The organism is Paraburkholderia sp. SIMBA_027 (assembly GCF_046535315.1).
In the GTDB taxonomy this organism is placed as follows: Bacteria; Pseudomonadota; Gammaproteobacteria; order Burkholderiales; family Burkholderiaceae; genus Paraburkholderia; species Paraburkholderia tropica.
On record NZ_JAWRWY010000004.1, the window covers coordinates 279,439 to 299,783 of the forward strand.

Annotated in this window: 18 protein-coding genes; 5 read left to right on the top strand and 13 right to left on the bottom strand. The window is 62.7% G+C overall.

Annotated features, from left to right (window positions below; genetic code table 11):
- Window positions 1–350 precede the first annotated feature (350 nt).
- Complete coding sequence (gene dinB / locus SB764_RS09310) at window positions 351–1,505, top strand: DNA polymerase IV (protein ID WP_065058833.1); 1,155 nt, start codon at window positions 351–353, stop codon at window positions 1,503–1,505.
- A 64-nt stretch (window positions 1,506–1,569) separates the two neighbouring features.
- On the opposite strand, the gene trpS is transcribed toward dinB, so the two are convergent.
- Together trpS and SB764_RS09320 are read right to left on the bottom strand one after the other, a co-directional pair.
- Window positions 1,570–2,586, bottom strand: coding sequence for a tryptophan--tRNA ligase (trpS, locus tag SB764_RS09315; protein ID WP_065058832.1), 1,017 nt, complete (start codon window positions 2,584–2,586; stop codon window positions 1,570–1,572).
- A gap of 213 nt (window positions 2,587–2,799) precedes the next feature.
- Window positions 2,800–4,866 (bottom strand): M3 family metallopeptidase, encoded by a 2,067-nt coding sequence (locus SB764_RS09320; RefSeq protein ID WP_176081811.1) that lies wholly within the window; start codon window positions 4,864–4,866, stop codon window positions 2,800–2,802.
- A gap of 201 nt (window positions 4,867–5,067) precedes the next feature.
- Here SB764_RS09320 and SB764_RS09325 point away from each other — a divergent pair, with 201 nt between their 5' ends.
- Window positions 5,068–5,418, top strand: a complete 351-nt coding sequence (locus tag SB764_RS09325; RefSeq protein WP_065058830.1) for a VOC family protein — start codon at window positions 5,068–5,070, stop codon at window positions 5,416–5,418.
- A gap of 28 nt (window positions 5,419–5,446) precedes the next feature.
- On the opposite strand, the gene fhuB is transcribed toward SB764_RS09325, so the two are convergent.
- The 3 genes from fhuB to SB764_RS09340 are packed head-to-tail and all read right to left on the bottom strand — an operon-like array spanning window position 5,447 to window position 10,674.
- On the bottom strand, window positions 5,447–7,471 hold the full coding sequence (gene fhuB / locus SB764_RS09330) for a Fe(3+)-hydroxamate ABC transporter permease FhuB (RefSeq protein ID WP_410863333.1): 2,025 nt from the start codon (window positions 7,469–7,471) through the stop codon (window positions 5,447–5,449).
- On the bottom strand, window positions 7,464–8,402 hold the full coding sequence (locus tag SB764_RS09335; protein WP_410863334.1) for an ABC transporter substrate-binding protein: 939 nt from the start codon (window positions 8,400–8,402) through the stop codon (window positions 7,464–7,466). The genes fhuB and SB764_RS09335 overlap by 8 nt, the downstream gene beginning before the upstream one ends.
- A 25-nt stretch (window positions 8,403–8,427) precedes the next feature.
- The gene (locus SB764_RS09340; RefSeq protein ID WP_322005682.1) at window positions 8,428–10,674 is read right to left on the bottom strand and encodes a TonB-dependent siderophore receptor; all 2,247 of its coding nucleotides are present in this window, start codon (window positions 10,672–10,674) and stop codon (window positions 8,428–8,430) included.
- A gap of 321 nt (window positions 10,675–10,995) precedes the next feature.
- Between SB764_RS09340 and SB764_RS09345 the strand changes: the two genes are divergently transcribed.
- The gene (locus tag SB764_RS09345) at window positions 10,996–11,787 is read left to right on the top strand and encodes an AraC family transcriptional regulator (protein ID WP_410863336.1); all 792 of its coding nucleotides are present in this window, start codon (window positions 10,996–10,998) and stop codon (window positions 11,785–11,787) included.
- 348 nt (window positions 11,788–12,135) lie between these two features.
- Here the strand turns inward: SB764_RS09345 and SB764_RS09350 are convergent, their stop codons facing one another.
- The 4 genes from SB764_RS09350 to SB764_RS09365 form a co-directional block, all read right to left on the bottom strand.
- On the bottom strand, window positions 12,136–12,639 hold the full coding sequence (locus tag SB764_RS09350; RefSeq protein WP_410863338.1) for a lysozyme inhibitor LprI family protein: 504 nt from the start codon (window positions 12,637–12,639) through the stop codon (window positions 12,136–12,138).
- Window positions 12,626–13,129 (bottom strand): lysozyme, encoded by a 504-nt coding sequence (locus tag SB764_RS09355; RefSeq protein ID WP_074986902.1) that lies wholly within the window; start codon window positions 13,127–13,129, stop codon window positions 12,626–12,628. The genes SB764_RS09350 and SB764_RS09355 overlap by 14 nt, the downstream gene beginning before the upstream one ends.
- Before the next feature lie 114 nt (window positions 13,130–13,243).
- Window positions 13,244–13,756, bottom strand: coding sequence for a PAAR domain-containing protein (locus SB764_RS09360; protein WP_082991773.1), 513 nt, complete (start codon window positions 13,754–13,756; stop codon window positions 13,244–13,246).
- Between the two features lie 2 nt (window positions 13,757–13,758).
- A complete protein-coding gene (locus SB764_RS09365; RefSeq protein ID WP_410863341.1) occupies window positions 13,759–14,289 on the bottom strand; it encodes a PAAR domain-containing protein in 531 nt (176 codons plus the stop codon).
- A 393-nt stretch (window positions 14,290–14,682) separates the two neighbouring features.
- Between SB764_RS09365 and SB764_RS09370 the strand changes: the two genes are divergently transcribed.
- Window positions 14,683–16,029, top strand: coding sequence for an MFS transporter (locus tag SB764_RS09370; protein ID WP_410863343.1), 1,347 nt, complete (start codon window positions 14,683–14,685; stop codon window positions 16,027–16,029).
- Between the two features lie 38 nt (window positions 16,030–16,067).
- Window positions 16,068–16,682 (top strand): carboxymuconolactone decarboxylase family protein, encoded by a 615-nt coding sequence (locus SB764_RS09375; protein WP_410863345.1) that lies wholly within the window; start codon window positions 16,068–16,070, stop codon window positions 16,680–16,682.
- Window positions 16,683–16,713: 31 nt separating this feature from the next.
- Here SB764_RS09375 and SB764_RS09380 read toward each other — a convergent pair whose 3' ends face one another.
- The 4 genes from SB764_RS09380 to SB764_RS09395 all read right to left on the bottom strand — a co-directional run bounded on the left by SB764_RS09380 (window position 16,714) and on the right by SB764_RS09395 (window position 20,325).
- Window positions 16,714–17,988 (bottom strand): hypothetical protein, encoded by a 1,275-nt coding sequence (locus SB764_RS09380; protein WP_410863347.1) that lies wholly within the window; start codon window positions 17,986–17,988, stop codon window positions 16,714–16,716.
- Between the two features lie 272 nt (window positions 17,989–18,260).
- The gene (locus SB764_RS09385) at window positions 18,261–18,569 is read right to left on the bottom strand and encodes a hypothetical protein (protein WP_065058822.1); all 309 of its coding nucleotides are present in this window, start codon (window positions 18,567–18,569) and stop codon (window positions 18,261–18,263) included.
- Window positions 18,570–18,831: 262 nt separating this feature from the next.
- Window positions 18,832–19,833 carry a hypothetical protein gene (locus SB764_RS09390; RefSeq protein ID WP_410863349.1) on the bottom strand — a complete coding sequence of 334 codons (1,002 nt, stop codon included), beginning with the start codon at window positions 19,831–19,833 and terminating at the stop codon, window positions 18,832–18,834.
- Window positions 19,834–19,902: 69 nt separating this feature from the next.
- On the bottom strand, window positions 19,903–20,325 hold the full coding sequence (locus SB764_RS09395; protein ID WP_410863351.1) for a GFA family protein: 423 nt from the start codon (window positions 20,323–20,325) through the stop codon (window positions 19,903–19,905).
- Window positions 20,326–20,345: the final 20 nt, after the last annotated feature.

Genomic DNA, 20,345 nt, shown 5'->3' on the forward strand with positions numbered 1-20,345 from the left:
CCTTGAATGACGGCCATGACAGCGCGTAGTTATAGGAGGCCCATGGGTGCAGCACAACGAACGAGTTAGCGAATGCTTACCCGGTGCGCGAGAAATGCAAAGCGGCGAGCGTGATTAAACGCGCGGTGAATAAAAGGAATATCGGGCAGGCTGCGTCGCGACGTCTCCACCTCATTGCGCGCGGTTTGTCTGCGCTGCCGCTGCATTGGCGGAGTCGCCAACAAGGTGACAAAAACACTGTATGAATGTACAGTTACGGGCAACGCACGGCCCGACGCGGCGCGGCGTTGGCTCGAAACACGTTGCGTTCGCGGCCTCACTGTTCGAACGCCATTTCTCACACACCAGGCATGCCAGACGAAAGGCGCATCGCGCACCTCGACATGGACGCGTTCTACGCTTCCGTGGAATTGCTGCGCTATCCGGAACTGCGCGGCAAGGCCGTCGTCATCGGCGGCGGGCGCAATGCCGTGCCCGAGACGCTGCCCGACGGCACGCGCCGCTTCGCGCGCCTGCGTGACTACGTGGGGCGCGGCGTCGTCACCACATCCACCTACGAAGCGCGCAAATTCGGCGTGTTTTCCGCAATGGGCATGATGAAGGCCGCGCAACTCGCGCCCGACGCCATTCTGCTGCCCACCGACTTCGAGTCCTATCGCCACTATTCGCGGCTGTTCAAAAGCGCGGTGCGCACCTTCACCGAGCAGATCGAAGACCGCGGTATCGACGAAATCTATATCGATCTCACCGACGTCGAAGGCGAGCCGCGCGACATCGGCGCGCGTCTTAAAGCCGCGGTGCGCGACGCAACCGGCCTGACCTGCTCGATCGCGATCGCGCCCAACAAGCTGCTCGCCAAGATCGGCTCCGAACTCGACAAGCCGGACGGCCTCACGCTGCTCACGATGGCGGACCTCGAAGCGCGCATCTGGCCGCTCGAAGCGAAGAAAGTGAATGGCATCGGGCCGCGCGCGAGCAAGCGGCTCGCGGAGCTGGGTTTCGCCACGATCGGCGATCTGGCGAAAGCGGATCTCGGGCTTTTGCAGGAACATTTCGGCCGCACCTACGCGGCGTGGCTCGCGCGCGTGTCGCATGGCGAGGACGATCGCGAAGTGGTGGTGTCGTCGGAACCGAAATCGATGAGCCGCGAAACCACGTTCGAGCGCGACATGCACGTCGGGCGCGACCGTGCCGTGCTCACGCCCGCGCTCACGCAGCTATGCGAACGCGTTGCGCAGGATCTGGAGCGCAAAGGGTATTGCGGCCGCACCGTGGGCGTGAAAATCAAATTCGCGGACTTTAAAATCGTCACCCGCGATATTTCGCTGCCGATGGCCGTGCGCGATACCGCCGCCATTCGCCGCGCGGTTGGCGCGTGTCTGAAACGGATCGATCTCGATCGGCGCATCCGCCTGATTGGCGTGCGCGTGAGCGCGCTCGAACGCTACTCGGCGGACAGCCCGATTAACGGCGCTATTCAGGGCGAATTGCCGTTCGGTCCCTGAAACGAGCAAGCAGAAACGATAAAGCGAGCGCCGCTTTTCATGCGGCGCTCGCTGCACGTCATGCTCAGTTCTGGAAATAGCTCAGACCCAGCGCGCCCTTCACTTCGGACAGCGTCTGCGCCGCCACTTCGCGCGCGCGCATCGTGCCGCGACGCAGAATTTCGAGGACTTCGCCGCGATCTTCTTCCAGCTCGCGACGACGCGTGCGAATCGGTTCGATCAGCGTTTGCAGGCGCTCGTTGAGCACGCGCTTCACGACGCTGTCGCCCAGGCCGCCGCGCTGATAATGCGCCTTGAGCTCATCCACTTTCGCCACATCGGGTTCGAATGCATCGAGGAACGAGAACACCACGTTGCCTTCCACGCGGCCCGGATCGCTCACGCGCAGATGGTTCGGGTCGGTGTACATATTGTTCACCGCCTTCGTGATTTCATCGGGCGTCGCGCCCAGCGTGATCGCATTGCCGAGCGACTTGCTCATTTTGGCTTTGCCGTCGATACCGGGCAGGCGCGTGACTTTCGACAGCACCGCTTCGCATTCGACCAGCACGGCGCGATCGACGGTGTTGTTGAAACGGCGCACCAGTTCGTTGGTCTGCTCGATCATCGGCAACTGATCGTCGCCGACCGGCACGTGCGTGGCCTTGAACGCCGTGATGTCCGCCGCCTGACTGACCGGATAGGTCAGGAAACCCGCCGGAATATCGCGCTCGAATCCGCGCAGACGAATTTCTTCCTTGATGGTCGGATTGCGTTCGAGGCGCGCGACCGTCACGAGATTGAGCAGATACTGGGACAGTTCCGCGAGTTCGGGCACCTGCGATTGAATCAGGATGGTCGATTTCGCGGGATCGATGCCGGCGGCGAGATAGTCGAGCGCGACTTCGATGACGTTTTCGGTGACTTTCTGGTGGCGGCCGACGTTGTCGGTGAGCGCCTGGACGTCGGCGAGCAGAAGGAACTGGTCCGCTTCGTTCTGGAGCTGAACGCGCGCGCGCAAGGAGCCGATGTAGTGGCCGAGATGCAGCTGGCCGGTGGTCCGGTCGCCGGTCAGGATGGTGGGGCGGCTTGCTTGTGTCATGGACTGGAGTCTCACATTAATCGAGCCACCAGTCTTCGGCGCGCTAAAACAACAATGCCGCCAGGACTGGCGGCATCACGTTTGCGATATGCGTGGGGAAACGGGCCGCCGGATTCAGGCGCGCCACCAACCGTGCAACATGAGCGAAAGCGGTTTGGTTTCCATGGGGGGAGAGTATAGCGTAGGTGGCGGGTTAGCGCTGCTTCGGCGGCGTCAGGCCGGAACCGGCACGCTGCCGCCTACGGCGCCGAATCCCCGTTTGCGCGCCAGCGCCAGCGGATCGGGCGCGCGACGCCTGAATGCCTGATAGGCCGCGGCCGGGTCCATCGAGTTGCCGATGCCGAACAGGCAATCGTGCAATCGCGCGGCGAGCGGCGCATCGAAGGCGTTGCCGGATTCTTCAAATGCCTCGAACGCGTCGGCTTCGAGTACCTGCGCCCACAAATAACTGTAGTAGCCCGCAGCATATTCGCTGCCGCCGAACGCGTGCCGGAAACAGGGCAGCCGATGATTGACGTCGACCTCGCGCATCACGCCGAGCCGCTCGAAATAGCGCGACTGGAACGTTTCGATATCGAGGTCCGCGCATTCCGCGAGCGAATGCAATTCGATATCGGCCAGCGCGGACGCAATGTAGCGAACGAGTTCGTAGCCTTCGTTAAAGCAGCTCGCCGCGCGCAGACTGCGAACGAGTGCATCCGGCATGGCTTCTCCTGTTTCGACGTGTCGCGCATGCGTTGCCAGCAGCGTGGGATCGAGCACCCAATTCTCCATCAGATGCGACGGAAACTCGACGAAATCGCGTTGCACGCGCGTGCCCGACAACCGGCGAAAGCGCACGCGGGAAAGAAGACTGTGCAACGCATGTCCCATTTCATGGAAAAGCGTTTGCACGTCTCGCAAGGCGAGTTGTGTTGGCTTGCCTCGAACACCCTGGAACGACGTGCTATTGATCACGAATGGCAAGGTCGCATCGATCCCGTCGCAGCGCATGCGGAATTCCGATTCCCACGCGCCCGATGCCTTACCGACGCGCGCATAGTAATCGGCCGCGAAATACCCAATGAGTCGCCCGTGTTGCTCGACATCCCATAGCCGTACATCCGGATGGTAAAGCGCTACGTCATGACGTTCGCGAAACTGCAAGCCGAAAAGTCGATGCGCGCAATCGAACGCCGCGCGGATCGACGATTCCAGTTCGAAATATTGACCGACCTGTTCGGCGTCGATATTGAACTCGCGAGTTCGCAGACGCTCGGTCAGATAGCGCCAGTCCCACGGTTCGATCTCGGCCGGCTCGCCGGTTTCCGATGCGAATGACCGCAGCGCCGCGAGTTCGGCTTCGCACAACATTCTGGCGGGCGTCCAGATGCTTTCGAGCAATTCGCGCACGGCTTGCGGCGTGCCGGCCATCCGGTCCGTCAACGCGTACTGCGCGAAATTCTCGAATCCGAGCAGTTTCGCCTGCTCGGCGCGCAATTGAACCACTTCACGAACGATGGGCCGGTTGTCCACATCGGGCTCGGTGCAACGGCTGGTCCAGGCGCGCCAGATGCGTTCGCGCAAGTCGCGCCGCGCCGACCAGGTGAGAAACGGAACCACGCTCGAATACGCGAGCGTGAACACATACTCATTTGCGCGATCCGGCTGATCTTCAGTGAGCGCCGCGCGTCGAATGAAATCCGGCAGACCCGCGAGTTCGGCTTCGTCAGTCAGGATCAGTTTGAATGCGTCGGTCGAAGCAACGAGGTTCTTGTTGAACGCGACGTAGCATTGCGCCAGACGCTCCTTGATTGCGTGAAGACGCATCGACGCGTCCGGCGCGAGGTGAACGCCGTTTCGCACGTAATCGGCGTGAATCAATTCGAGCAGACGCAGTTCGTCCGCTTCGAGTTCGAGCGTATGCCGCGTATGAAAAACCGCGTCGAGACGAATGAAAAACGGCTGGTGGCTGAGCAAGGCCGCATGGTGATTCGCGAGCAAGGCACCCACTTCGCCTGCCACCTCCCACACCTCGCGCGTCCCCAGTGTGAGGCGCAGGATTTCGAATAGCGCGTCGATTCTTTCGATGTGTCCGCCCGTCGCTTCATACGCCGCGACCGTGTTGGTAAATGTGGGCGGTTCGGGATTCGCAGCGATGGCATCGACGCGATCGATCCGCTCTTTGGCGAGCCGGACAATCGCCGGGGCGAAATGCTCTGGGCGGATTGCCGCGAATGGCGGAAATTCACCCGCCGCTTTCCAGTCCGACAAGAGCGGATTGTGCGTCGACGCAGTCATAGAGTGCTTGCGATCCTTTCAATTGAAGTTTCAAGGAGAAGATCCATCGCGCGGATTCGTTCGAATCGATCGACGCGTCGTCGAGCTTATCAAGCCAGAATAGTCGTTGCCATGTTTCGTGCAGGCGGTCAGGTTTTCGAAAGCGTCGTGCCGTATTTTTGCCTCTGCCAGAATCCCCCCAATCCCACCCGGAGACCCGCCATGCAACTTCGTACGGTGTACCTGAAAGTCAACGACATGCAGATATCGACCGCTTTCTGGCAACGGCTTCTCGATCAGGAACCGCACAAGCAATCCGCAAAGTGGACCGAATTCATGATCGGCGCGAACCGTTTGGGCTTGCTGCTGAACGACTTCGGCGACGAATTGAAAGGCAGCAGCGCCGTGCCCGTTTTCGAGTTCGAAGAAGCCATGCTGCTCGACTTCATGAAGCGTGCGATTGAGAACGGCGCGTCCGTCGTCATGGACGGACTGAAAATCGAGGCGATGAAAAGCGTCGTCCTGAGCGGCCCCGACGGACACGAATTCGAACTGTGCATGTGCCACGCCTGAGCGCGGCGTCGATTGGCGCGCCGCCGCTTCAGCGCGCCAACGACACCATCAGATACGCGCCACCCGCAATCATCGCCAGCAACCCGGCGGGCATTTGCTGCGGGAACAGCACGTTGCGGCTCAGCCAGTCGGACAGCACCATCAGCAGCGCGCCGAGCAGCCCGGAAGCCAGCAGTTCGACCACCGCGCGCCGAACGCCCATGCGCCGTACCACGTGCGGCGCCATCAAGCCGATGAACGAGAGCGGTCCGACGATCATCGCGGCCGCCGCGCTCAGCAGCGCCGCCAGCAGCAGAATCAGGAGCCGCGCGCGTCGCACCGGCACGCCCAGCGACGCCGCCGCCGGCGTGCCCAGCGGAAAGATGTCCAGCCAGCGCGCGCACAGCAAGGTCAGCGCCAGCAGCGCCACCGCGAGCACGAGCGCGCCCGACGCGAGCGACGCGTCGATCAGATAGGTCGAGCCCATCAGCAGATTGCGCAGCAGCGGCGCATACGGGCCGCTGCCCGCGATCACGAGCCCGAACACCGCTTGCGACAGCGCGCCCACCGCAATGCCCGCGAGCAGCAGTTGCCCGGTCGCGAAGCCGCTGCGGCGCGCGAGCGCGAGCATCGCCAGCAAGGTCGTCAGCGCGCCCGCCCCGCAGGCGGCGAACATCAGCGGCGCGCCCGGCGCTCGCACGGCGAACAGCAGCAGAATCATGCCGAGCATGCCGCCGCCGCTGATGCCGAGTACCTCGGGACTCGCCATCGGATTGCCGGAGAGTCGTTGCAGCAGCGTGCCCGCCAGCGCGAGCAGCATGCCCGCCGCGAGCGCGCTCTCGATGCGCGGCGCGCGCCATCGCCACAAGCCGCGCCATTCGTCGGCGCTCGCCCAGTGCCAGCCGTCCAGGCCGCGCCCGAACGCTGCCGCGACGATCACCGCCGCGATCAGCGCCAGCGCGCCGCACGCGAGCAGGCGTCGCGTGGCCTGCGGCGAACGCAGCGCACTCGCCGCGCGCGCAGATTCAGCCGCCTGCGTGCCAGGCGGCGCCGCGCGCGTCTTCAGGCGCGGCACCAGCCAGAGCAGCAAGGGGCCGCCGAACAGCGCCGTCGCGGCCCCCGTCGGCAACAGTTCGCCCGCGAGGCCGCCGAGTTGCTGGATCGCCTGATCGGTGACCCAGAGCAGCAGCGCGCCGATCGCGGGCGCCCAAGTCAGTTGATCGCGCAGACGCCGCGCACCGCACGCACGCGCCACGGCGGGCGCGGCCAGCCCGATGAAGCCGATCACGCCGACCGCTGCGACCACGAACGCCGTCAACGCGACCGCCGCCGCCAGCGCCAGCAAGCGCGTGCGCGTCAGCGCGAGTCCAAGGCTGCGCGCGCCCGCGTCGTCGAGTCCGGCGAGCGTGAGCGGGCGCACCAGCGCGCCGCATAGCGCCGCGCAGACGAGCACGCGCGGCAGCAGCCACAGCGTCGTTTGCCAGTCCTGCTGCGCGAGCGCGCCGCCGCCCCAGATGAACATCGCCGCCAGCGAGCGCTCGTAAATGATCGACAGCGCGAGGCTCAGCGCGCCGCAATACAGGTTGACGATCATGCCGCCGAGCACGAGCGTGATCGGCGCGAAGCCACGCCGCCAGGCGAGCGCGAACACGACCAGCATCGCCAGCGCGCCGCCCGCGAGCGCGATGCCGGAGCGCCATGGCAGCAGCCACGCGGGCGCCCACAGCGTCGCGAGCAGCAACGCGAGATACGCGCCCGCCGACACGCCCACCGTCATCGGCTCGGCCAGCGGATTGCGCAAGATCTGCTGGAACACCACGCCCGCCAGCGCGAGCGCCGCGCCGCACAGCAGCGAGATTGCGAGGCGCGGCAGCCAGCTTTCATGCACCACCATTTCGCGGATGTCGTCCACGTTCGGCGCGATCAGCGCGCGCATCCAGTCGCTTGCGGGCAGATGCGCGGAAAGACCGTGCAACGTCAGCGCGATGGCAATAATCAGCAATCCGAACAATTCGATCAAGGGCGCGCGTGCGTGAGCTGTGCCCGCTGCGCGCGTCATCGGCAGATCATGCATGTTGGCCCTCCGGTGCAAGCAGCACATCCGCGAGTTGACGCGCGAAGCGCGCGCCGCTGTAGAGCGCGCCGCCCTGCGAGACCTTCGGCATGCCCGCCACACGGCCCGCGCGCACGAACGGCAGGCTGTGCCAGAGCACGCCCTGCGCGAGCGTCGCGCGCGCGGCGTCGGGCAGCGGGTCGATATGGACGAGGCGCGCGTGGGCGGCATCGGCGGTGTCGGCGGCATCGGCCAGACGCGTGAAGTCGGTCACCGCATAGCCGCGCGCGTTGGTCGGCCCGGTCCACGCGTTGCGCAGCCCCATGCGCGTCATCACATCGCCGAACAGACTGCCGGTTCCAAACACGAGCAGATGCCGGTCGTCGATAAACTCCACGACGAAAATCGGCGCGGCGCTCTCGCCGCCCGCAGGCAGACGCGCGCGCGCCGCGCTCACTTGCGCGTCGGCGGCGGCGATCGCGGTCTGCGCCTGCGGCTCGCGATGCAGCACGCGCGCGAGCCGGCGCGTCTCGTTCGCGATCTGCATCCACGGCGCCACGCCGTTCGCGGACAACGCGAGCGTGAGCGTCGGCGCGATGCGTTCGAGTTGCGCACGCATCGGCGCATGCGCGGGCGTGAGCAGCAGCAGATCGGGACGCAATTGTTCGAGTAATTCGACGTTCGGCTGATACAACAAGCCGATATCGATCACCCCGGCGGGCAGCGGCGGCGCGACGTTGGTGCGCCGATACCAGTCCGGCACCGAGGTGGCGAGCGGCGTCACGCCGAGCGTGAGCAGCATTTCGGTGAGCCCGAAATCCATCACGACGATGCGTTTCGGCGCCGACGTTCCTCCCACCCCCGCCACGTCCGCCCCCGCCCACACCGCACGCGGTCCGAGCGCGCATGCGAGACCCGCGGCGGCGGCCGCGAGCCATTGACGTCGTTGCATGCGCGCGCCCTTCATCGTGAACCGCTTACCATTGATACTTCGCCGTGCCCAGCACGCCGATCTTCGAACCGTAATAGCACGCACCGCCGGAGCAGTACGCGACATAGGTGCGGTTCGTCAGATTGGTCGCGTTGACCGCGAACTTCCAGTTGCGAAGATCGTAGTGAACCGCCGCGTCGAGCAGCACGACGCTGCTGACGTCGAAGGTATTCGTCGTATCGCCCGCCGACATGCCGATATAACGCACGCCGCCGCCAAAGCCCAGACCGCGCAGCGCGCCGCCATGCAGCGTGTAATCGGCCCAAAGATTGGCCATGTTGCGCGGCGCCATCGTCAGGCGCTTGCCCACCTGCGCCGCCGTGTTCGATTCCAGCACGACCTGGTTCAGATACGTGTACGAGCCGAGCACCGTGAGATTGTCGGTGAGCTGGATATGGCCTTCGAGTTCGAGACCGCGCGAGCGCACTTCGCCCGTCTGCACCGACGAGCCCGGATGATTCAGATCGGTCGTGGTGACGTTGTGCTGCGTGAGATCGAAAATCGCCGCCGAATAGAGCGCGTTATAACTCTTCGGCTGATACTTCACGCCCACCTCGTATTCCTGCCCCGTGGTCGGCACCAGCGCCTGGCCCGCGTAATTCACGCCCGTGGTCGGCTGGAACGACTTCGCATACGAGAAGTACGGCGCGATGCCGTTATCGAACAGATACGAGAGACCGCCGCGCCACGTGAACGCGTGCGGCGTCTGGTTTTGCAGGCCCGTGCTCGAACCGCTCGTCTGGATGTTGGTCGAGGTCCAGTCGTTGCGGATGCCGAGCGTGAGCAGCCAGTGACGATATTCGATCTGATCCTGCAAATACACGCCAAGCTGATCGGTGGCGGTATCGACGCGCTTGGTGGTCGTGTAGATCTGGCCGACCGTCGAGAAGTCCGGATCGAACGGATTGAGCGTGCCGACCGAGCCCGAGCCCGAATTCGTACCGCTCAGCAGACGCTGGTAATCGACGCCGAACAGCACCGTCTGCTTGACGTCGCCCGTCGAGAATTTCGCCTGCAACTGGTTATCCATCGCGAACTGGCTCAGGTGCTCGCGATCGAGAAACGCGCTCATGGTGAGCACCGACTGGTTCGTGCCCGCCTTCCACGTGCCGAAATACGACTGGCGATAATCCACGTCGTCGTGCATGTAGCGCGCGCTCGAACGGAACGTGAAGACGTTGTTGATCTTCTGCTCGAACTGATAGCCGAACGCGTACTGCGTGCGGTGGAAATAATCGGTGTCCGGATTGCCGATGTAGGTGCCCGGGCTGACCTTGCCGTTCGGGTTGTACGTGGCCGTGCCCTGCACCGGCAGCGAATCGAACAGACCGCCCGCCGGATCGCGCTGATACTGCGCGTAGACCGTGAGGCGCGTGTCGGCGTTCGGCTTGATCGTGACGCTCGGCGCAAAGGCAATGCGCTGATCCTTCACGCCGTCCACCTGCGTGTCGGCGTCGCGACCCAGACCCACGATGCGCCACAGCACGGTGCCGTCGTTGTCCAGCTTGCCGCCCACGTCGAACGCGGCTTCATAGCGGTTGTGATTGCCGAACTGCAACTGAACCTCGTTGACCTGATCCTCGGTCGCGAACTTCGACACCATGTTGACGATGCCGGCGGGGCTCCCCGCGCCGTACAACACCGACGACGGACCGCGCATCACATCGATGCGCTCAAGGAAGTAAGGATCGATACGCGGATTGGCGTAATACTGGTCCGCCTGCAGCGCGAGGCCATCGAGATATTCCGAATAATCGAAGCCGCGCCCGCGCAACTGGTCGAAGCGGAAATCGGTCGAATCCTGCGAGTAGACGCCTGGCGTGTAGCGCAGCGCCTGATCGACCGTGGTCGCGCCCTGCTGATCCATCTGCTCGCGCGTGACGACCGAAATCGACTGCGGCACGCGCACGATCGGCGTGTCGGTCTTGGTGCCCGTCATGGTGCGTTTGGCGACGACGCCCGAGGTCGGGCCCCTCGGCGACTCGCGCTGCGCGTCGACGTTCACCGCCGGCAGCGTGCCTTTCGCCGACGCGTGGGTCGATTTCGTCGATTGAGCCGATTGCGTCGATCCGGCGTTTTGTCCGTTTTGAACGCCGCTGGCGTCATCAGCGGTCTGTGCGTGTGCGACGACCGAGAATGCCAGCGGCATCCCCAACAATGCACACCGCATCGGCGAAAACTTCGTGGACAACCCGTGCAGCCCCGTCATCTTGTTGTTTTTACGTCCCTTCATCGTCGATTCACCAGTTGAATGTTAATGATAATGCTTCTTATTACAATCACAAAAGCTATACTTCCCACGGCGATGAACGTCGCGGGCCAAAGGCGTTTGTGCAGACTTGGGGGACTATGTCGTTAGAGGCGCAGCCGCCGGAGGCCCATGAACAAAGGGCGAGGCCGCGCTGGCGAGGTCAGATGATACAAGTTAGGCCCGCGCAGAGGCAGACGACTTGTCCGATCACCCGGACAACTTTTGTCCAGATGGAACGTTATGGAAGCTTTTTCGACACAAACGGACACTCCACGTACGAAGCCGAGAGGCGGCGCGCAGCCTGTGCCGCCTCCCGCGAAGAGCGATTTGCCGACCGTGTTCGGTCAGGCGATCGAGTACGAATCGGGCTCGCGCGAGATCGCGCATACGCACGCGCGCGCGCAGTTGCTCTACGCGACGAGCGGGTTGATCCGCGTGCGCACGCCGGCCGCGAGCTGGGTCGTCACGCCCGATTGCGCGATGCTGGTGCCGCCGCGCGTCGAGCACGAGCTGGAGATGGTGGGCAAGGTCGGCTTTCGCACGCTGTACGTCGATCCGTGCCCGGCGATCGGCGGCGACGAAGGCCGACTGCTGCCCGTCAACGGCCTGCTGCGCGAAGCGATTCTCGCGATGGTCGAAGAACCCGCGCGCACGCGCGAACCGGGCAGTCTCGCCAATATCCTCACGCAACTGATCGTCAATCTGCTCGCCGCGGCATCGCCCGCCGACGACCAGCCTGGCCGCCTGCCGCTGCCGCAGCATCCGCGTCTGCACCGCATCTGCCAGGCGCTGATCGAGCAGCCCGCCAACAACGATTCGCTCGAGCATTGGGGCGACCGTTTCGGCGCGAGTTCGCGCACGCTCGCGCGGCATTTCCAGCGCGAAACCGGCATGCCGTTCGCGAAATGGCGCGAGCAGATGCGCGTGTCCGAAGCGATGTGCCTGCTGTCGACGCATACGCCCATCGACGAAGTCGCGAGTTGCCTCGGTTACGCCGACGCGAACTCCTTCGCCGTGATGTTCAAGCGCGTGCTGCAGATCACGCCGCTGAAGTATCAGTCGATGATGTGCGCTGCGGGGGCGGAGCCGGCGTGAATGGGCGTGATTTGAACGGCAACACGCGCCAGTTGTCTGAATCATCCTCAGCGTGGCACGTGTTGCACACCTATGCGTACACCGCCGCGAGGATTTGCGACGTGAAGATAGCCGGACCGCTCATTTGGGAATCGCCTACCCAGGCGGGTTCAATACTCGCACGACAAGCTACGACGACAGGGGCGTAATGTATTGCGTCTTGACCTTCTGTTCCTGGTTCATCGTCCTGATCCCCCATTCAATTAAAAGACACATAAATCGCGTGAATTGCAGAAATCAATTCAAAGGACTTTGGGTTGCCGCATCGCAAAAACGACCCGTCGAAACGGGGCGGTTAAAATAATCGAATTACTGACGTGCATCCGGGGTACTCAGCTCGTCAATTCTCGAATTCGTAATTTTCTCCATGCATGCGTAAAAATCAATGAAACGTATAGATGCCTCACCAATTTCATACACGTTCGCGTAGCATTGATTATCGCGATAATTTTGCCAGCTTATTTGTGCACGCTTGAAATACGGCAGCGCGACGGGGTTGTGATTCTTTCTAATTTCCATGTCGTTTTTTGCGATTTCCTTTTCATTTTCTTCTACTGCCTTAGCGAGAGTTGCATTCGCCGCTTCAAAACTAAATTGCGCGCACGTTGCCATTTCCATACCTCCCAGGTTTTCGTTTTTACAATGCGCCTTGATCTGGTCCGGCGTCATTCCTGGATACTGCTCGATGGCTGGTTCAGCTTTCCTGTAATCAAAACTGGCCCCATAAACTGTAGCGGCATCCGCAATTGGGGCGACAACCATATAAGTGGAGATGCCGAACACGCAGACAGGCAAGAACTTAGTGAGTCGCATCGTAAACTCCCGTATCAAACAACCGTGCTTCCCTCTGGCGGCGGCCAGAGACAATGTTAGCTATGAAACCGCGTATCACATCGCGCATCCGTTCGTATTCGCCATGATTCAGAAAGTCTGCCAAGTATTGAGCCCTGGTTCCAGGCCACGGGTCATGGGGTCCGCGACCAGTGCCGGTATTGAACAATACGGATACCAGTGCATCATATTCGTACTGATATAGCGGCACGTTAACGCTGTTGTTGATCGCTCCTTCGGCAGGCTCTCGATCGTGTCGGAATAGTTCTTTTGCGCGTTCGAGTGTGATGGTTTGTCCCATATGCAGATTGTCGGCGGGCCAAACGCGATGTCCTAAACCGGTCGTTGGAATTCCGTGTCCATCGTCGTATACCTGCAAGATGAAGCCTTGGGAAACGGGAAGGTTGTTTGTATGATGGTGAAGCACCTGATGATACGTACCATTGAGAATTCCACTTTCAAGGACGGCCATGAAAGTTATGCCTTGCTGCGAGAGAGTCCAAGGCTTGCATAACCGATCGGTCTGCAAATTAACACACGAATTCGGGTTCGTATTCGTTACTGCGCTTCCAAGTGCGTCAGGCATTTACATTTCCTCTCTGTGCCCAAGATAAACGTGAATCGAAGCAGCGTGTTCCGTTGCATATCGCGCGGTACGGCCTTGCTCGTCGGTGGTGCCGTGTTCAATCTCACCAGTTGATAGCCGCACCGTGTAGTACGTTCCGCGCATCGGCGTGCCGCGCGCGTCGCACAGCGTGAACTGTTCATCGTGGAATGGTTGTATTGCTACGGCGGTGGTCTGTGAGTCGCTTTCGCAATCCTCGGAATAAAAGAAGGGCGATTCACCGCTCGCAAGCACGCGATTTTTGCCGCATGGGCAATAGACCGGCGCAAGGTCTTTAACGAAGGATTGGCCTTGGTCCATTACGCTATGGGCGGTGCCACCAACGGGCCACACGCCTTTGCAGTTGCCGCATGTTGCCTTGTCTTCGGCCAGCGCGAAGGCTCTACCGTCTTCGTTAAACCAGTCCGATCCGGGCCCGAGGATGGACCCGCCCGTGGTCGTGCGATCGTCTTTCAGTGCAAGTCTGGTAGGCACGACTACTCCTTGTGGCCGATGTACACGGCAATACGGCACTCGCCATCAGTTTGATAGCGCGCGGTATAGCCGTTCGAATCTGTTACGCCTTTCACCGTTGCACCGGATGGCAAACGAACGGTGTAATAGGTATCCGCGAGCGGGTTTCCGGCGCGATCGCATAGCTTGAACCGTTCGTCGTGTGTGGCGCTCTGCCTGTCGAGTAACGCGGCCAGGCTTGCTGCATAACCCATGTCCCCCCATTCGTCCTCCCAACTGTGAGAGGCGCTTGCTTGCGATGCACTGAAAACAGGCGGCGGTGAACACTTGCAGATGCAGATATCGTCTTCCAGCGCCTGTTGCTTCCCCCGCATCGTTGCGTTGCGGTGGGGCCCCGCCGACTCGATATAACCGTGTGATTTACAGCCTTCGCACCAGACCCTTGCTCCGATAAACGTAATCGGTATGCCGTGGTGCGTGCAGTTTTCTGCGCCCTCCAGGACAACACCGCCCGCCGTGGATTTATCGCCTAGCCTCAACAGATAACGCCTCATGTGCGTGCCCTCGTTCGATTGCAGGTATGGAAACCGTGCAGATACGCGACCAGCACAGTCACGACGGACCCTCCGCCGCTAACCGGTAATCGTCGGATTACGCAAGGGGGCAGACCATCAGACAATCTTTAAAGTGGAGTTTGATTTATCTGTATTGCGTCATGATCAAAACGCAATTTGACATTCGACAAATTGAGTCTGACATCGCAATTTATTCAGCAACGAGAACGTCGCCCGACTAGATAAGCCCGCCACGCCACGCCGTTCAACACCGCAAATCACCATTCCCACATTCCTTATAAGCCACCCAACTTCAAACCAAAGCACAAATCGTTGTTAGGAAAACGACAGCGACAATGATCAACTGGTCGGCTTTCCTATGCTGATCGAATCATGTCAACCCGCTCCTCTTCGTCGCCGCGCAACGGCGCAGCACGCGTCGGCTTCGCCGCGTTCATCGGCACCACGATCGAGTGGTACGACTTCTACATTTACAGCACAGCCTCCGCGCTGGTCTTCAGTCACGCGTTCTTCCCCGCCAGCGCGAACGGCTTGACCGGCATCCTCGGCGCGTTCGCCGCATATGGCGTGGGCTTCTTCGCGCGTCCGCTCGGCGCGGTGATCGCGGGGCATTTCGGCGACCGCATCGGGCGCAAGCGCGTGCTGGTCTTTTCGCTGGTATTGATGGGCATCGCCACACTGCTCACGGGTCTGCTGCCGACCTATGCAACGGCCGGTCTGCTGGCGACTGCGCTGCTCGTCACGCTGCGTCTGCTGCAAGGCGTCGCGACCGGCGCGGAATGGGGCGGCGCGTCGCTGCTCTCGGTCGAGCACGCGAGCGAGCGTTCGCGCGGTCTGCTCGGTTCGTTCACCCAGGTCGGTTCAGCGGCGGGCATGCTGCTCGCGTCGGGCACCTTCCTCACGGTGCGGCAGTGGCTGTCCGCCGATGACTTCGCCGCGTGGGGCTGGCGTCTGCCGTTCCTGTTCAGCGTGGTGCTGGTGGCCGTCGGCGTGTTCGTGCGCGCGCGCATTCACGAGCCCGCGCCGTTTCTCGACGCGCAAGCCGAAGGCAAGCTCCGCCGCCTGCCGGTCGCCGACGTGTTCCGCCATCATCGCCGCGCGCTGTTCGTGACGATCGGCCTGCGCCTGCTGCAGCCGGCCATGTACGCCATCGTCACCACTTACGCGATCAGCTATCTGAACCTGAAGCGCGGCGGCGCGTCGTTCGCGCTCAGCGCGGTGATCATCGGTTCGGCGTTCGCCATCGTCGCAACGCCGCTGTGGGCCGCGCTGTCCGACCGCATCGGCCGCAGGCGTCCTGCGGTGTGGGCCGTGGTCGGCATCAGCCTGCTCGTGTGGCCGTTCTTCTGGTTCCTCGATCACGGCGATCTGCGCTATCTGCCCGTGGTGTTCGCCATCGAACTCGCGCTGTTCGACGCGGCCATCTACGCGCCCGGCGCGGCCTGGTTCGCCGAGCAGTTTCCCGTCGAGGTGCGTTACAGCGGCATCTCGCTGGGTTATCAGATCGGCACGCTGATTTCCGGCGGCCTGACGCCCTTCGTCGCCGCGGCGCTGCTCGTGCTGGGCAACGGTTCGCCGTGGTACATCTGCGCGTATATCAGCGCGTTGGGCGTGTTGAGTCTGATCGCCGTGCTGGCGGCGGCCGACCCCGCGCGCCGGTTGCGCGACGCGCGCAACGCGTCTGCGCCGAGTGACGCCGCCATTGCGAGCCCGCGTTGATTGCTCGCGCCGAGCCCATTTTTAAAGAGTCAATTTCGATGAGCGAACTCCGCACACACGACGAAGAAGCCCGCATCGTGGGCGCACTCGAACGCAGCCACGCCGGTCCGAAAGCCTTCCGCACGCTGTCCGCGCCGGTCTGGCGCGCGGGCCGTTTATCGGAGAAGGACAAGCATCTGGTCGCCGTGGCGATTGCACAGATCACGCGCTGCGCGTTCTGCATCGAGCATCACGCCGCGCTCGCGCGCAAGTGCGGCGCGACCGAAGCCGAAGCGCTGGCGGTGAGCTACGTGAGCGCGGCGCTGGAATCGATCGGCGAAGGCAAGCTGAATGTTGTGCACGGCACGGTGGCAATCGAGGACGAAACCGCCGTGCGCAACACGCCCATCGCGCAAGCACGTCTCGCGTTCGCACAAACGGTGTTCGCCACCGATGCGATCGCACCGGCGCTGGTGTGGATCACCGCCGCCGCCGTCGCCTATGCGCAGTCCGACGACGCGCGCCGCCAGGCGCTGAACGAGCAGGCGCTGGCCGCCGATGCGCCTCCCGAAGCACTGGACGAGGCGTATGCGATCGCCGTCGTCTTACGCGCCGGGGCGGTCTACGCTCACACGCTGCACGTCACCGACGCGTTTCGCGACCAGCACGCCTGACCCGCGCGCGACGCGGATAAAGCTGCGCGGCTCAGGCCGCGCGACGCCCATTCGACGCGAACAGCTTGCGCACCTTCGTGCCAAGCCGACGCAAGGGCGCGCGCTTGAGCGCCTTCATCTGCCGACGCGCGCTTTCCAGCGCGCTACGCGTAGCCGCCAGTTCGTTCACGAGTGCGGCGTCCGCGGCGATGCCGTCGATCAGCGCGATATCCACCACACGCGTCGAGCGATGCAGCGGTACGGCGCCGTGCGGCCAGTTCACGTCGGGGCCGAAGGCGAGCACCTGCGTCGCCTGCGCGAGTTTGCTCGTCCAGAACGATTGCGTTTCCCCGCTGATTTCGCCCGATTCGGCGAGCGCGCGCGACAGCGCCAGCGCGTCGAGGTGAATCTCCAGACCGCGCGTCGCGTCGAAACCGCTTTGGCGCGGACCATCGGCGGGCTGCACGCTGCCGAACGACGGGCTCAAGCCCGACATCTCCGCGATCCACTGCTCCGCGGCCTGCGCATACACGGGCGAACGCGCGGCGAGATCGCAATCGAACACCGCATCCGACGATGTGAACGCGTGGCGCAACGTCAGCAGCCAATGCGCGAGAAAGCCGCGATAAGCGTCGGCGGGATCGATCTTCGCCACGTATTCCTTGAAGAACGTGAGGCGTGTTTCAAGCGTGATTGCTTCGCCGCTCTCCGGCATCTCCGGCAGCGTAATACGCAGCGCGTCCATCACCTTGCGCGCGAGCGGCACATGCCGATTCATATCGAGCACGGCAAACGGAATGGCAACGAAATGCGCATTGCGATGTTTCGCCAGCAATTCCCAGCACGATTGCCATTGCGTAATCGGATTCTTCAGGACGACGATATGCACCGCATCGGGAAACGTCTCGTAAAACCATTTGAGCCGTCCGAGCGATCGGCAGAACTTGAATACCGGCACGCGCCCTTGTGCACGCGAAGTCTGCGCGAGCGTATTCAGATAATCGACGATACGCGGCGCCGCTTCGGGTGCAGCGCCGGAAAAGCTGTCGATCGAAAACACTTCGTCGTAACCGGCAATCCCCGGTCGATCGCCGTCGAGCAGATGCGCGAACTCCGCGAAATACGGGCTTTCCAGATTCGGATGCCCCGACCGCCAGCTGCTCGACGTACTTTTGTCGAGCATGTCGCGATCGATGGTCGCGAGCATTTCATGCAGCGGTTCGTAATATCCCGTCACCTGATCCAGATTGCGAAAACAGGACCATAACCACGTCCCCGCCGTTCGATATCCGGTATGCAGGAAAATGGCTTGGGGTTCGGGCTTCATGCGACCTCGGTAATGAATTCAATTGCCCGTTGCCGAATGTATCCGACGACAGACCAGCGTTAAAACGCTGGAGTGTAGGCCGGGTAAAACTTACTCAGGTTACAGCCAACATTACGGACGATTACGAATTGAATTCAACCGGCTGACGCGGCCACGTTCAACGCGGTCAGGGTCGACTCGCACCAACAAGCAAAAAACCCAGGCGGATCAGGCCCGGGCTTTTTTGCAACGCAACGCAAAGCGCACGCGGCGCGCTTGAATGGCGCGAATGCTCAGTGCTGCGATACGAAATTCGCCGGGACGAGCCAGCGGAAACCGGTCAGGACTTTGCCCTGAAACTGGCATTCGACTTGCGCGGGCACGAGCGATTGCGAGCGGCGGTCTTCCATCATGCCGCTGACGGTGACCGAGCGGCCATCGGCCGAGGGCCGCTTGTCGCTGACCGAGACGAGCGCGGGTTCGGCGGACGCCTGCATTTTATCCACGCACTGATCGGTATTTTTCTGGGCTACGGACGTGCAGCCTGCGAGCGCCAACGCAGCGGCGATCAGCGCGAATGCCACGAGCCTGTCCTTCTTCATAGGTTCTCCCTCACACTTCCAACAAGGTTCATTGTCTCCAGATTCATACGGCATGCCTGGCCGACGCCGATTCTATCTCAGCGGCGAGTCAATTCTTCATATCGATACGGAGAGATTCGAATCGCGCGGCGATCAGGCACCGTTCGGGCATCGTTTGAACGCGGCGGAGCGCGCCCGAGCACAAACTGAGCGCCGTTAATAATCGGCAAGAAGATCACGCCATCGCGCGGGAGAAGCCGCCATTCAAACCGCGGCGCAACGCTCAGCGACGCATTCCGCCGCCCATTCCTCCACCGGCGCCGAAGCTGCCGCCCGACCAGCCGGTGCTGCCCGAGCTCTGCGTCGTGCCCGATTCAGCGCTGTCCGACTGGCTGTCGTCGAGCGACGTCGCGCGCGCGGTATTGCGATTGCGTGTGAGCGTCACGCCCGCCGCATTCGGCCCATGCGCCGCGTCGAGCGCGGCGAAACCGCCGGCGTCGTGCGGGTGATGCGCGGGCGGCGCATTCGCATTGAGCGCGGGATGCGCGCCATACACGTAGCCCTGCCCCACGCCGATCGCGAGGCTCACGCCCACCGGCCCGCAACCGGTGCTGATGACCGCCGCTTCCTGCGTGAACGAGCCCATCGTGCCCACGCCCGCCGACATTTCGCCGCTCACCGACACCGGCGCGCATTGCATCGCGTCGATCACGACGCCATTCTCCGGCACGACGACATCGATAAAATCGGTGCCGCCAATCATCACGCTCGCCAGTTTGCCGGGCGCGAGCACGCCGCCATGACTCGGGCCCGTCGTGATGAACTCGACATCGGCGGTAAAACCCGTGAGCCGCGCCGCGTGCGGCGGCAGCGTGACGCGATAAGCCGCATCGCGCGGGCCGTCGTCGATGCCCGCGAAACTGCCGCCGCGCGTCACGATGCGAAAGCCGATGCCGGGGAGATTCGTCGCGTAGACATTGCCGAGCCCCGAACCCGTGTCGGCGGGCGCGAGCACGCGCAGTTCGCGCGCGTTGTCCGGGCCGCTACAGGTGAAAGGAATGTCGTTGAGCGCCGCCACATGCGCCGAACCGAGCACCGTGCCCACCGGCGCATTGAGCTGCACCGAAAGCTGGGCGGGCGAAAGCGGCAGCACCACCGCGCCGGGCTGCGCCGTGGGACGGCAATCGGCGTGCGCGAGCGGAATGTAAGCGCCCATGAGCATCGTCAGCGCGACGGCCAGCCAGCGCGCGGCGCGACGCGCGGTCGATTCGAAAGAGCGGAGCATCGTAGAAAAAGGGGCAAGTGAGCGCGACCGATTCTACGGCACCGCGATTTCAGTGCCCCGACAAGCAATTTACCGATTGTTACTCCTTGACTCCTGCGCGACGAAACACATCACGCCCGCCTGACGCGCGGGCTCGCCGGTATCGCCCGGATGATGAATGCCGTCCGTCACCGGCACCTCGGCAAAGTCGAACGGGCTGACGCCGTCGAGACACGCCACATTCACCGCGTAAAGCTGCGGATTCGAGCGGCGTTGAAGATGCGTGTGAATACCGCATCGCGAGCAAAAGAAGTGCTGCGCAACGCCGGTATTGAAGCGATAAGCGGACAGCACGTCCTCGCCCTGTAAAAAACACAGTCCATTCATGGCGAGTGGCACGACAGCGGCGCCACGCATCCGGCAATACGAGCAATTGCAGCGACGAATGCCGTTGAAGCCGTCATTGAGCGTCGCTTCGAAACGCACCGCACCGCAATGGCACTGCCCTTTCATTTTATTCGGATCGCTAATCA